The organism is Aeromonas sp. QDB62, assembly GCF_027705695.1.
Classification (GTDB): Bacteria; Pseudomonadota; Gammaproteobacteria; order Enterobacterales; family Aeromonadaceae; genus Aeromonas; species Aeromonas allosaccharophila.
Window position 1 is genome coordinate 23,595 of record NZ_JAPDCD010000009.1, and the last position, 12,420, is coordinate 36,014.

General features: G+C 59.1%; 12 protein-coding genes. 5 read left to right on the forward strand and 7 right to left on the reverse strand.

Annotation, left to right across the window (positions count from 1 at the left end):
* Positions 1-35: 35 nt before the first annotated feature.
* From acpP to yceD, 7 genes are all read right to left on the reverse strand, one after another.
* Positions 36-272 carry an acyl carrier protein gene (acpP, locus tag OKC27_RS06320; protein ID WP_005300909.1) on the reverse strand — a complete coding sequence of 79 codons (237 nt, stop codon included), beginning with the start codon at positions 270-272 and terminating at the stop codon, positions 36-38.
* A 158-nt stretch (positions 273-430) separates the two neighbouring features.
* Positions 431-1,165: a 3-oxoacyl-ACP reductase FabG gene (gene fabG, locus OKC27_RS06325; protein WP_042062908.1), complete on the reverse strand. Its 735-nt coding sequence runs from the start codon at positions 1,163-1,165 to the stop codon at positions 431-433.
* A gap of 13 nt (positions 1,166-1,178) precedes the next feature.
* Positions 1,179-2,114, reverse strand: coding sequence for an ACP S-malonyltransferase (gene fabD / locus OKC27_RS06330; RefSeq protein WP_042062909.1), 936 nt, complete (start codon positions 2,112-2,114; stop codon positions 1,179-1,181).
* 71 nt (positions 2,115-2,185) lie between these two features.
* On the reverse strand, positions 2,186-3,145 hold the full coding sequence (locus OKC27_RS06335; protein WP_042655782.1) for a beta-ketoacyl-ACP synthase III: 960 nt from the start codon (positions 3,143-3,145) through the stop codon (positions 2,186-2,188).
* 7 nt (positions 3,146-3,152) lie between these two features.
* On the reverse strand, positions 3,153-4,172 hold the full coding sequence (gene plsX, locus OKC27_RS06340; RefSeq protein ID WP_042062911.1) for a phosphate acyltransferase PlsX: 1,020 nt from the start codon (positions 4,170-4,172) through the stop codon (positions 3,153-3,155).
* Positions 4,173-4,181: 9 nt separating this feature from the next.
* Positions 4,182-4,349: a 50S ribosomal protein L32 gene (gene rpmF, locus OKC27_RS06345; RefSeq protein ID WP_005300935.1), complete on the reverse strand. Its 168-nt coding sequence runs from the start codon at positions 4,347-4,349 to the stop codon at positions 4,182-4,184.
* A gap of 19 nt (positions 4,350-4,368) precedes the next feature.
* Positions 4,369-4,890 (reverse strand): 23S rRNA accumulation protein YceD, encoded by a 522-nt coding sequence (yceD, locus tag OKC27_RS06350; protein ID WP_042655813.1) that lies wholly within the window; start codon positions 4,888-4,890, stop codon positions 4,369-4,371.
* A gap of 119 nt (positions 4,891-5,009) precedes the next feature.
* On the opposite strand from yceD, the gene OKC27_RS06355 reads away from it, so the two are divergent.
* The 5 genes from OKC27_RS06355 to OKC27_RS06375 all read left to right on the forward strand — a co-directional run bounded on the left by OKC27_RS06355 (position 5,010) and on the right by OKC27_RS06375 (position 12,386).
* Positions 5,010-5,591 (forward strand): Maf family protein, encoded by a 582-nt coding sequence (locus tag OKC27_RS06355; RefSeq protein WP_111809317.1) that lies wholly within the window; start codon positions 5,010-5,012, stop codon positions 5,589-5,591.
* A 111-nt stretch (positions 5,592-5,702) separates the two neighbouring features.
* A complete protein-coding gene (locus OKC27_RS06360) occupies positions 5,703-6,587 on the forward strand; it encodes a LysR family transcriptional regulator (protein WP_058051949.1) in 885 nt (294 codons plus the stop codon).
* A 108-nt stretch (positions 6,588-6,695) separates the two neighbouring features.
* A complete protein-coding gene (locus OKC27_RS06365; RefSeq protein ID WP_182939675.1) occupies positions 6,696-7,814 on the forward strand; it encodes an efflux RND transporter periplasmic adaptor subunit in 1,119 nt (372 codons plus the stop codon).
* Complete coding sequence (locus OKC27_RS06370) at positions 7,811-10,885, forward strand: efflux RND transporter permease subunit (RefSeq protein ID WP_182939674.1); 3,075 nt, start codon at positions 7,811-7,813, stop codon at positions 10,883-10,885. The genes OKC27_RS06365 and OKC27_RS06370 overlap by 4 nt, the downstream gene beginning before the upstream one ends.
* On the forward strand, positions 10,878-12,386 hold the full coding sequence (locus tag OKC27_RS06375; protein WP_182939673.1) for an efflux transporter outer membrane subunit: 1,509 nt from the start codon (positions 10,878-10,880) through the stop codon (positions 12,384-12,386). The genes OKC27_RS06370 and OKC27_RS06375 overlap by 8 nt, the downstream gene beginning before the upstream one ends.
* Positions 12,387-12,420: the final 34 nt, after the last annotated feature.

A 12,420-nucleotide genomic window follows, 5' to 3' on the forward strand; every position in this document is an offset into this window, starting at 1 on the left:
AGCGGCCCTTGGGCCGCTTCTTTCAGAACAGGAACTTATTCCTGATTAGCGGTGATGTAATCGATAGCCGCTTGAACAGTGGTGATCTTCTCGGCTTCTTCATCAGGAATTTCGGTATCGAATTCTTCTTCCAGCGCCATTACCAGTTCAACGGTATCCAAAGAGTCAGCGCCCAGGTCGTCGACGAAGGAGGCAGCGTTCTTGACGTCTTCTTCTTTAACACCCAGTTGTTCGATGATGATTTTCTTTACGCGTTCTTCGATGTTGCTCATGACCTGAATTTTCCTTTAAAAATACGCTATTTGCGTCTGGTTGGGGTAGTTTATTCAATTGACGTGAGTTTGCAAGTAGCTTGCCGCTGGTCAAACCACGAAATGTGCCAAACTTCGGCGTACTATCGCAAATTTGAACAGATCTCACGACAAATTGATTACACCATGTACATCCCGCCATTAACATGCAGGGTTTCGCCGGTGATATAGGCTGCTTCATCAGAAGCCAAGAATACCACAGCTGCGGCAATTTCTTTTGGATCACCCAAACGGGCGGCAGGCACCTGACTCATGATGCCGGCACGTTGATCGTCATTCAGGGCACGGGTCATGTCGGTTTCGATGAAACCGGGGGCAACCGCGTTCACTGTGATACCACGGGATGCCACTTCCCGCGCCAACGATTTGGTAAAACCAACCAGACCCGCCTTGGCGGCAGCATAGTTGACCTGACCCGCATTGCCCATGGTGCCTACCACGGAGCCAATGCTGATGATGCGACCGTGACGTTTCTTCATCATGGCACGCAACACCGGTTTGCTCAGACGGTAGAGCGAGGTCAGATTGGTATCGATGATCTCGTTCCACTCATCATCTTTCATCCGCATCAACAGATTGTCACGGGTGATCCCCGCGTTGTTGATCAGAATGTCGATGTCGCCAAAGCGCGCCTTGATGGCGGCAAAGACGGCTTCGATGGACTCCTGGCTGGTCACGTTCAGCGCCATGCCGCAACCATGGTCGCCCAGATAGGCGCTGATCGCCTCGGCACCGCTCTCGCTGGTCGCCGTACCGACCACTTTCGCGCCACGGGCCGCAAATGTTTCGGCAATTGCACGGCCGATGCCACGACTGGCACCGGTCACCAACACAACCTTATCGGTAAAACTCATCACTTGCTCCTGTTTACTTGATCTGGGCCAGCGCCTGCTCGAAAGAGGCGGCATCGTTGGCGTGAATACCTTCCACGCGCTTGTCGATGCGCTTGGCGAGCCCGGTCAGCACTTTGCCCGGTCCCATCTCGATCTCGAGGGTAACGCCCTCATTGGCCATCCGCTCGACAGTCTCGGTCCAACGAACCGGGCTGAACAGCTGACGCACCAGCGCTTGCTTGATGGCGGCCGGATCCTGTTCACAGGATACGTCGACATTATTGATGACCGCGATGGTTGGAACCTTGATCTCGATCCCGTCCAGCGCAGCTGCCAGTTTTTCTGCGGCAGGTTTCATCAGCGCGCAGTGAGACGGCACGGAGACCGGCAGCGGCAATGCACGCTTGGCGCCCGACTCTTTCATCAGCACGTTGGCACGTTCAACGGCCTCTTTGTGACCGGCGATAACCACCTGGCCCGGAGAGTTGAAGTTGACCGGAGAGACCACCTGCCCTTGCGCTGCTTTTTCGCAGTTGGCGGCGATGGATTCGTTGTCCAGACCGATGATGGCAGCCATGGCGCCGGTGCCTTCCGGGACTGCTTCCTGCATGGCCAGGCCACGCAGCTCGACTAGTTTGACCGCATCGGCAAAATCGAGTGCGCCACTGCAAACCAGCGCGGAGTATTCACCCAGGCTGTGGCCCGCCATCAGAGAAGGCGTTGCCCCACCCTGCTGTTGCCACAGACGCCACAGGGCGACAGAGGCGGTCAGCAGCGCAGGCTGGGTGCGCCAGGTTTTGTTCAGATCTTCAACCGGACCATCCATCACCAGGGCAAACAGGTCATAACCCAGCACCTGGCTCGCCTCGGCGAAGGTCTCCTTGATCACGGCATGTTGCTCGGCCAGCTCGGCCAGCATGCCAACGGACTGGGAACCTTGTCCCGGGAAGGCAATGGCAAATTGGGTCATCATTGATTCCTTTTAGATAAGACAAAAATGAAATCGGTGACGGGATGATGGGTACACCATCCCGCCGAAGATCAGAGGCGAACCAACGCCGAGCCCCAGGCAAAACCGCCGCCAAAGGCTTCCAGCAGTACCAGCTGACCCGGTTTGATCCGGCCATCCCGTACCCCTTCGTCGAAGGCGACAGGGACGGAAGCGGCAGAGGTATTGCCGTGCTTGTCGAGGGTCAGCACCACTTTATCGAGGCTCATACCGAGCTTCTTGGCGGTGGCGCTGATGATGCGGAAGTTGGCCTGATGAGGCACCAGCCAGTCCAGCTCGCTCGGTTCGATACCGGCAGCGGCCAACGTTTCGGTGACGATCTCGCTCAGACGGGTGACCGCGACCTTGAAGACATCGTTGCCCTTCATATACATGTAGGCTTCGAGCTCGGCACCCGGCATGCCGCGACGGGGGTGAGGCAGCTTGAGCAGCTCGCCATAACGGCCATCGGCATGGAGATGGGTAGAGAGGATGCCCGGCGTCTCGCTGGCACCGACAATCACAGCCCCAGCCCCGTCACCAAACAGGATGATGGTGCCGCGATCTTGCGGATCGCACATGCGGGAGAGCACATCGGCCCCGACGACCAGCACATGGCGAGCGGCGCCGGATTTGACGAACTGATCGGCAATGGAGAGTGCGTAGGTGAAACCGGCGCAGGCTGCAGCCACGTCAAAGGCAGGAATGCCCGGTACGCCGAGCAGCCCCTGCAGCTCGCAGGCAGCAGCCGGGAAGGCATTTTCAGCACTGGTGGTAGCCAGCACTATCATATCGAGATCGGCAGCGGTCAGACCGGCTGCTTCCAGGGCGCGCAGGGCGGCCTGGTAAGAGAGGGTGGCAACGGTTTCGTCAGCCCCGGCAATACGGCGCTCACGGATACCGGTGCGTTCCACGATCCACTCATCACTGGTCTCAACCATCTGCTCGAGATCGGCGTTGGTACGCACTGAACTCGGCAGGTAGCTGCCAGTACCCAGAATTTTGCTATGCATAGAGTTCTTATAGATCCCTGTCAGAGAAGACAGCTTCAAGGCGATCTGCTATTTGCAGTGGAAGTTGATGTTTGGCCTCTTGTGCGGCCAGCAGGATCGCATTACACAGGGCGCGCCGTTCGGCCCGCCCATGACTTTTTACCACAATGCCGCGCAATCCTAACAGACTTGCCCCGTTATACTGGTCGGGGTTCAGGTAAGAAAAACGCCGTTTGAACATAAAACCGGCGATCCGACCAAGAAAACTGCGTTTCTTGCGGGGATATCCGGCCAGCTGGGCCATCATCCGCACCACACCCTCCGCCGTCTTGAGGGCCACATTGCCGACAAAACCGTCACAGACAATCACATCGCTGTCACCGCTGAAGATGCGATCCCCTTCGACGAACCCGACATAATTGAGCGCGTGGCACTGGCGCAACAATTCGGCGCTGTGACGCACCAGATCGTTGCCCTTGATCTCCTCCTCGCCGATGTTGAGCAAGGCAACACGAGGTGACGCAATGCCTTCGACCTTTTCGGCCACGACGGAGCCCATCACTGCAAACTGCAGCAAGGTATCCGCATCGCAACTGACATTGGCGCCAAGATCCAGCATCACGGTGCGTTTGCCGCTCAATGTCGGTAACGCCTTGATGAGGGCGGGTCTGTCTACCCCGGGCAGGGATTTGAGCACGCATTTGGCCATCGCCATCAGCGCGCCGGTATTGCCGGCACTGACGCAGGCATCGGCCTCACCGGCTTTCACCAGATTGAGCACCACCCGCATGGAGGAGTCTTTCAGAGTACGCAACGCCACGATCGGTTTATCGCCCATGCCAACCACCTGGGATGCATGTACGAAACGAACGCGGGGATGATTCAGCAAGCCATGTTGCTGCAGCAAAGAAGAGGTCTGGTGCTGGTCGCCGACCAGGATCAGTTTTAGCTGGGGTAAAAGAGACAGTGCCTGCACGGCGGCAGGCACTGTTTCCGAGGGGCCAATATCTCCCCCCATGATGTCTAGCGCGACAGTTTGCGTAGACAAAGGCAATCCTTAAGCGATTACCTTTTTACCGCGGTAGAAACCATCGGCAGTCACGTGGTGACGACGATGAATTTCGCCACTGGTCTGATCAACAGTCAGGGCAGCGGTGGTCAGCGCATCGTGGGAACGACGCATGCCACGCTTGGCACGGGTTTTACGGTTCTGTTGTACGGCCATTGTAGGCTAACTCCTAAATTCACTTACGTTTAAGCTCTTCAAGAACTGCAAAGGGATTCGGCCGCTCATCAGCAGGTTCGATTTCACCCCAGGTCATCTCCATGTTTCCTCTCGGGCAGGCATCCATCGGATGCATTGCGACTTGAGGCAACGAGAGGATAAGTTCATCCTCCAGGATTTTATGAAGATCTATCTCGCCGTTTTCGTCCAACTCAATGGGCTCATAAGCTTCCGGCAGTTCTTCCTCGTTTGTTCTTTCGAACAGCGGAGTGTATATAAATTCAGCTTCACAGAGGTGTTCGAATGTCTCTCCGCAACGTTGGCAAACCAGGTCAACCTTGGCATGGGCAGTGCCTTTCATAACGGTCAACTTCTGGACATCTTTGCCAAAGTGCAGTGATACATCGATATCACTCTGCAAGCCAGCGGTTGATTCCTCCAGCCTGGGCATCTGCGACTTTTCCACTATCCCGATGTAATCGAGCAGCTTCAAGGCACTACGGACTGGATCAACCTTAACGGGCAACTTCACCTTTTGCATAGGGCGCGAATAATATAGGTCCAACAACTGATAGTCAAAGGAAAAAGTCCTTACCGCCGATGATTTTAACGTCACAAGTCCCTAGAATGCCGGTACTCGCTTTCATCGGTATTCGGATTATGCCACAGAATCTTATCCTCGCCTCAACTTCTCGCTATCGCAAAGCCCTGCTGGAGAAGCTTGGCCTCCCCTTTGAATGTGCCGCCCCAGACGTTGATGAGCGCCCGCTGGCTGGCGAATCCGCCAACGCGCTGGTAGCCAGACTGGCCCGCGCCAAGGCTGATGCCATCGCCGGGCAACGTGATCACGGCTTGATCATCGGATCTGATCAGGTGTGTGTCTGCGATGATCACATCCTTGGCAAACCGGGCACCATCGACAATGCCATCGCCCAGCTGATGGCGGCCCAGGGTCGCAGTGTTACCTTCTATACCGGCCTGTGCGTGGTGAATGCCGCAACCGGTGAGGCTCATCAACTGGTGGAACCCTTCACCGTCCATTTTCGCAACCTCGATGAAGCCGCCATTCGCCGCTATGTAGAAGCAGAATTGCCCCTCGATTGTGCCGGCAGCTTCAAATGTGAAGGGATGGGGATCGTGCTGTTCAAAGGGCTGGAGGGGCGCGACCCCAATGCCTTGATCGGTCTGCCACTGATCGGCCTGATCGAGCTGCTGGATCGCCACGGCATCGCCCTGCCCTGATGTCCGGTGTGCCGACAACCCGCCGTCTCGCGGAGATGCCTGCTGGACAAGTGCTTATGACGGGTGGCGCACTGGTGCGCCGCTTCAACCCTATCAACCAGGATCCGGATTGTGCGTATAGATGATTTGAGGCTTTTTCTCTCTGTGGTCGAACTGGGCAACTTTGCCGCCGTGGCACACTCCCTCGATGTGCCACGGGCCCAGGTCAGCCGACGCATTGGCGATCTGGAACATGCGCTGGGCTGCAAGCTGTTTACCCGCACCACCCGCAAGCTAACCCTGACGCCGGCCGGCACCGACTATTTTATGCAGTTGCAGGAGATCATTCCGCGACTAGAGACTCTTAACCAGAGCATCAAGAACCAGAGTTCGGCCCCTACCGGTTCGGTCAAGCTGGGCCTGATCGGGGATGCCGACATACTGGCCCACGACTTGCTGGTCAATTTTCTCGACAAGTATCCCCTCATCACCCTGGAGACCCACGTCAGCAACCTCGGTTATCACGACATCATGAACTACGGGCTCGATGCCTGCGTCCATATTGGCGAGATGAAAGAGAGCTCGTTTGTCGCACGTCCCCTGACCACGGTCTCACGCAAACTCTACGCCAGCCCGGCCTATGTGGCCGCTCACGGCATGCCGCAACAACTTGACGATCTTCATCAACACGCCCTGCTGATCCATCGCCTGGCCAGCGGCGAGCTGGAGGATTGCTGGAACTTCAATACCGGCCCGCTCAAGGTCAGCAGCCGGCTCATCTCCAACAGCAGCCACTATATCCGCTACGCGGTGCTCAAGGGGGCCGGGATCAGCCTGCTGCCCGAGCTGAGTGTCAAGGCACAGGTCGCCAGTGGCGAATTGCTGGAGATCCTGCCGACCCACAAGGTCTATCTCGATGATGCCTGGCTGGTGTATCCCAGCCGCAAGGGAATGACCCATGCCGCCCGTTTGCTGATAGAGAGTCTGTTGGCTGAGTCGGCGTTGTTACTCGGCTGATTGTCACAAATTACGAGACATAGAAGCATGGATAGACGGGATTAATAACAAGGAGTGATTCAATTAGACTGGCGCCATTTGATGACACTTGTCTAAAGGAATCCTCTCATGACACCTCCCCGCTTCAAAACAACACTGCTCGGCAGCGCTATCCTGCTGTTGTTGAGCGGTTGTGGCGCCGACGCCACCACGCCAGCTGCGCCGCAACCACCGCAACTGCGCACCGTCCAGGTCATGACCCTGAAAGCCCCCGTCGCCACCCGCCAGCACACCTTCAGCGGCGTGCTGAAATCGGCCCGCACCACCGATCTGTCGTTCCGGGTACATGGGATGTTGCAGGAGCTGGTGGTGACCGAGGGGACACGGGTCAACAAGGGGGATCTGCTTGCCCGCCTCGATCCCCACGATTTCCAGGTCACTGTCACTCAGGGAGAGGCCCAGCTGGCCGAAGCCCGTGCCGCCCATCGGCTGGCGCGCAATGAGCTGCAACGGATCAGGCAGGCCACCGCCGACAACGCCATCGCCGATGTCAATCTTGATCGGGCCATCAGTGCCGAAGCCCGCGCCGGCGCGGCGGTCGAGATGGCCAGCCAGGGACTGCAAAAAGCCCGCGATGCGCTGGCCTACAGCGAGCTGCGCGCCCCCTTTGACGGGGTGATCGGCAAGCGACACATCGACAACCACGAATTTGTGCTGCCCGGCGTCAAGGTGCTTACCCTGCACCAGCCGGAGCGGCTCAATGTGGTGATCGACGTACCGGAGCGCCAGGTTGCCAGGATCACGCCCGGCCTGCCTGGCCACCTCGCCTGGGGCCAGCGCCAGCAAGATATCGCGGTGACGGTGACCGATATCGCCTCCATCCCCGCCCCGCTCAAACGTACCTACGAGGTGACGCTCTCCCTGCCGCGGGATCAGAACAATCTGGTGGCGGGCAAGTCGGTCAATGTCACCCTCGACCTGCCGCAGCAAGCGGACACCCGCCTCTTCTGTCTGCCCGCCATGGCGGTCAACAGTCAGGATCGCCAGTGGCATGTCTGGCGGGTGGATGCGGATCGGGTGGTCCGGGTGCCGGTGTCGCTTCATGGCCAGCAGCGGGATGCCCTCTGTGTCAGCGGTGAGCTAGCAACGGGCGATCAGCTGGTAGTGGCAGGCAGCGCCTTTGTCAGCGAGGGTGAACAGGTCGCCATCATGGCAGACCTGTCGCTGGAACGGGTGGCCAAATCATGAATCTCTCAACCTTTGTACTGCGCCAGAAGACCTTCGTGATCTTCTTCACCCTGCTCTGCACCCTGGTCGGGCTGGTCTCCTACTTCCAGCTCGGCAAGCTGGAAGATCCCGCCTTCACGGTCAAGAGTGCGGTGATCGTGACCCTCTATCCCGGCGCCGATGCCGGTGAGGTGGAGCGGCTGGTCACCGATCCCATCGAAACCAAGTTGCAGGAGATGGAGCATCTGTGGAAGCTGCGCTCTCTCTCCCGTCCCGGCAGTTCGATGATCTTTGTCGATCTGCAGGAGCAGGTGAACTCGGCCGAACTGCCCCAGCAGTGGGATCTGCTGCGCCGCAAAGTCAATGACGTCAAGCTCTCGCTGCCTCCCCAGGCCCAACTCACCATAGTGCAGGACGAATTTTCCGAAGTGTATGGCATGCTCTTCTCCCTCTATGGTGACAGTGTCGCCATGGCCGAGCTCAAGGATCACGCCCGCGAGCTGCAACGCCGGCTCAAGGCCATCGAGGGAGTGAAAAAGATACAACTGCACGGTATTCAGGAGCAGGTGATCAACATCGATGTCGATGATGAGCGACTGGCGCAGGCCACCCTGACCACCCTGCAGTTGTTCGAACAGCTGGGTAGCCAGAACCTGCCGCTGCACAGCGGCGATTTCGCCATGGGCATCGAGCAGATCCGCGTCGAACAGGCCGGGGCGTTCGGCAGTGTGGAAGATATCCAGAACCTCAGCATCAAAACCGGCATCAATGGTCTGGAAAGCGCTACCGTGCGGCTGGGTGATATCGCCAACGTCTACCTCGACTATCAGGATCCCGCCATGACTCTGAGCCGTTTCAACGGCCAGCAGGCGATCACCCTGGCAGTCAGCCCGGTCAACGGCATCAACGTGGTCAGCATTGGCGATACCCTCCGCCAGGAGTTGGCACAATTCGAAGCCACTCTCCCGGAAGGGGTTCATGTCGGCGTCGTCGCCTATCAACCGGAAGAGGTAGCCAAGTCCGTCAACAACTTCATCATCAACCTGGCCGAGAGCGTGATCATCGTGGTGATCGTGCTGCTGATCTTCATGGGTTGGCGCAGTGCCGCCATCGTCGGGGTCAGCCTGTTGCTGACCATCCTCTTTACCCTGATCTACCTCAACCTGACCCAGGTTGATCTGCAGCGGGTCTCGCTCGGTTCATTTATCCTGGCGCTGGGTATGCTGGTGGATAACGCCATCGTCATCGTCGATCTCGTTGAGGCCAAGTTGCGTCAGGGGATTGCCCGCAATCAGGCGGTGAGCGACAGCATCCGCGAAATGGCACTGCCGCTGTTGGCGGCGACCCTGATCGCCGCGCTGGGTACGGCGCCCGTGCTCTTCTCCCAGACCGATGCGGCCGAATTCGCCCTCTCGATTGTGCAGGTGCTGTGCAGCTCGCTGCTGCTCTCCTGGCTCATCGCCATGACGGTCACCCCGCTGCTCTGCTGGTATTTCATTCCCGCACCGACCCAAACCGATGAGCCGATCCCGCCTTCACGGCTGGCAGCGCTCTACCAAAAAGCGGTGTGCTGGTCGGTGGATAACCCGGTCAAACTGCTGCTCGGGGTCGCCCCGGTACTGCTGCTGACCCTGGCGATCATTCCATTGCTGCAGGTCAACTTCATGCCCTCCTCCGATCGCCCCATGCTGTTTCTCGACTACTGGCTGCCCAACGGCGGGCGGATTGCCCAGACCTCGGCCGACATGCACAAGATTGAGCAGTGGTTGCTGCGCCAGCCACAGGTGACCAGCCTCTCCAGCCATATCGGCGAGAGTGCCCCCCGTTTCTCGGTCACGGTAGAGCCGGAGCCCTTCGACAGCAGTTATGGCCAGATCCTGATCAACACCCGCAGCTATGAGGATATTGCCACCCTGACGGCGGCAGGCGATGCCTGGTTGCAGGCCGAATTTCCCTACGCCGAGCCCAGATTCCGCCCGCTCAAGCTGGCCACCAAGGACAAATTTGCCATCGAGGCACGCTTCGTCGGACCAGATCCGCAACAGCTGCATCGGCTCGCCAATGAGGCCAAACGGCGGCTGGCCGCCAACCCTCACCTCATCTATATCAGGGATAACTGGCGCCAGGAGAGCAAGGTGCTGGTGCCCCTCATCAATCAGGATGCGGCGAGGATCGCCGGCATCAATCGCGCCGACATCGCCAACGCCATTACCCGGGCAACCGATGGCAGCCTGATTGGCCAGATGCGCCGTGATGATGATCTCATCCCCATCAAGCTGCGCAGCAGCAATGCCAACCTGGCCCAGTTTGACAATATTCCGGTGCGCTCCCTGCTCGGCAGCCACAGCGTGCCGATGGGACAGGTGGTCGATGGCATCGAGTTCAAGGGAGAAGAGAGCATGCGTTGGCGCTACAACCGCCAGCCTGCCATCACGGTGCAGGCAGACGTGAGGGGCGATACCCCCTCCAATGTGCGCAAGGCGATTGCCCGCGAACTGGAGGCGATTCCCCTGCCCCCCGGCTACACCATGGCGTGGGGCGGTGAATATTATGACGAGAAGCGCTCGGTCGATGATCTGATGACCCAGACCCCCAAGGCGATGGTGCTGATGACCATCATTCTGATCGCCATGTTCAGTGCCTACCGTCAGCCGTTTATCATTCTGGTGACGCTGCCGCTGGCCTCTATCGGCATTGTCTGGAGCCTGTTGCTGCTGGACAAACCGTTCGGCTTTATGGCGATTGTCGGCATGATCTGCCTCAGTGGCATGATCATCAAAAACGGCATAGTGCTGATCGACCAGATCGAACTGGAACGCAAAGGGGGCCGGGCTCTGGCTGACGCGGTCAAGAGAGCGACCCTCAACCGTACCATGGCCATCTCGATGGCGGCGCTCACGACAGTGCTCGGGATGATCCCGCTGCTGACCGACCGGCTGTTTGATCAGATGGCCGCGACCATTGTTGGCGGGCTCTCGGCCGCCTCCTTCCTCTCCCTTTTCGTGATGCCGGCGCTCTATCAGCTGCTCTATCGGCACGAAGCGCAAGGCGCACTCATCCCTTCCCGCAGCAAGGAGCCATGCCATGACTGATCTTCGACTCACCCTGGTGGCCACGGCTCTGCTGCTGGCCGGTTGCAGCATGACCCCTGACTATGAGGTGCCACAGGTGGCCGTGGGGAGTGTCTATCTCAACGCCAGCCTTGCCGAGGGGATCAGTGAGGCCAAACCGGAGCCCGGACGACTCTGGTGGCAACAGTTCAATGATCCGCAGCTCGATCGGCTGGTCATGGCGGCCCAGCAGCAGAATATCCCCATTAGGATGGCCAGCGAGCGCATCAAAGCAGCGCAATCCTACCAGACCGCGGTCTCCTCGCTGAAGGTGCCTACCATCGCCCTCAACGCGGGTTATGTCGATATGCGGTTGAGCGAAAATGGCCCGCTAAGCGGCCCCGCCGTTGCCGAGTTCACCCTGCCGCCCCAACTGGGGGGGAGCAGTCTCAGTGTGCTGGATCGTGATAACCAAACCCATCTGGCCAGTGCCACCATCGGCTGGGAGGCAGATCTGTTTGGCCGGATCGATGCCCTGAGTCAGGCGGCCAGCATCCGGGTAGAGCAAGCCGAACTGCTGCAGCGCAATCTCACTACCCTGATGACCGCCGAGGTGATCAACAACTATCTGCAATACCGCGCCGCCGGGGAGCGCGTCGCCATCACCAGACAGCTCATCGCCGAGCAGCAACAGGTGTTGACGCTGGTGCAGTCGCTGCATCGTCATGGCTATGGCTCCGAGCTGGATCTGGCCAATGCCCGCGCCGCCCAGGCCGCGACAGAGGCCATGCTGCCGATGCTCGACAGTGCGCGCGCCGCCCATCTCGGTCGGCTGGCCATCCTGCTCGGAGAGACCACGACGCAGACCCGCAACCGGCTCGACGAGGGCGCGTTGCCACAGATGTCGGGCCTGATCCCGGTGGGGTTGCCCTCCGAACTGCTGAACCGGCGCTTTGATATCGCGTTGGCCGAGCGGGAGATGGCGGCACGCAACCAGCAACTGGGCGCCGCCATCGCCAACCGCTATCCGAAACTGGTATTGACTGGCACCCCCGGCGTGTCGGCCAGCGATCTCGACGATCTGCTCTCCTCCGGTTCAGTGGGCTGGTCCCTCGGCGCAGGCATAAGCTGGAACCTGTTCGATGGTGGGCGGGGAGCCGCCATGGTGGATCTGCAGCAAGCGGGGTTCAGGGAGTCTGCCCTCGCCTACCAGCAGGTGGTGAATGGCGCCTTCAACGAGGTCGATACGGTGTTGAGGGCCTATGCAAACAGCCAGCAGTATCAGCAGTTAATCGCCCGGGCCGACGATCAGGCTCAGATAGCCGTCAACAAGGCGACCAGCCTCTACCGGGCGGGGCTCGAAAACCACCTCAGCGTGCTCAATGCCCAGCGTGTCAGCAACAACCTGCAGGATGCCCGGGTACAGGCCCGCCTCAATACCGCCACCACAGTGGTACTGCTGCACAAGGCGCTGGGTGGCGAGTGGCGAGTGCCACAGGACGCCCCTCCAGAAGATGAGGCGTTAACCGGAGAGGCAACATAGCAATGAGCCCGGCCAATTGGCCGGGCTCATTTTG

What these genes read in the sequence shown, in the direction of transcription:
- acpP (WP_005300909.1), bottom strand. Translation starts at nt 272, where the DNA reads ATGAGCAACATCGAAGAACGCGTAAAGAAAATCATCATCGAACAACTG.
- fabG (WP_042062908.1), bottom strand. Translation starts at nt 1,165, where the DNA reads ATGAGTTTTACCGATAAGGTTGTGTTGGTGACCGGTGCCAGTCGTGGC.
- fabD (WP_042062909.1), bottom strand. Translation starts at nt 2,114, where the DNA reads ATGACCCAATTTGCCATTGCCTTCCCGGGACAAGGTTCCCAGTCCGTT.
- OKC27_RS06335 (WP_042655782.1), bottom strand. Translation starts at nt 3,145, where the DNA reads ATGCATAGCAAAATTCTGGGTACTGGCAGCTACCTGCCGAGTTCAGTG.
- rpmF (WP_005300935.1), bottom strand. Translation starts at nt 4,349, where the DNA reads ATGGCCGTACAACAGAACCGTAAAACCCGTGCCAAGCGTGGCATGCGT.
- yceD (WP_042655813.1), bottom strand. Translation starts at nt 4,890, where the DNA reads ATGCAAAAGGTGAAGTTGCCCGTTAAGGTTGATCCAGTCCGTAGTGCC.
- OKC27_RS06355 (WP_111809317.1), top strand. Translation starts at nt 5,010, where the DNA reads ATGCCACAGAATCTTATCCTCGCCTCAACTTCTCGCTATCGCAAAGCC.
- OKC27_RS06365 (WP_182939675.1), top strand. Translation starts at nt 6,696, where the DNA reads ATGACACCTCCCCGCTTCAAAACAACACTGCTCGGCAGCGCTATCCTG.
- OKC27_RS06370 (WP_182939674.1), top strand. Translation starts at nt 7,811, where the DNA reads ATGAATCTCTCAACCTTTGTACTGCGCCAGAAGACCTTCGTGATCTTC.
- OKC27_RS06375 (WP_182939673.1), top strand. Translation starts at nt 10,878, where the DNA reads ATGACTGATCTTCGACTCACCCTGGTGGCCACGGCTCTGCTGCTGGCC.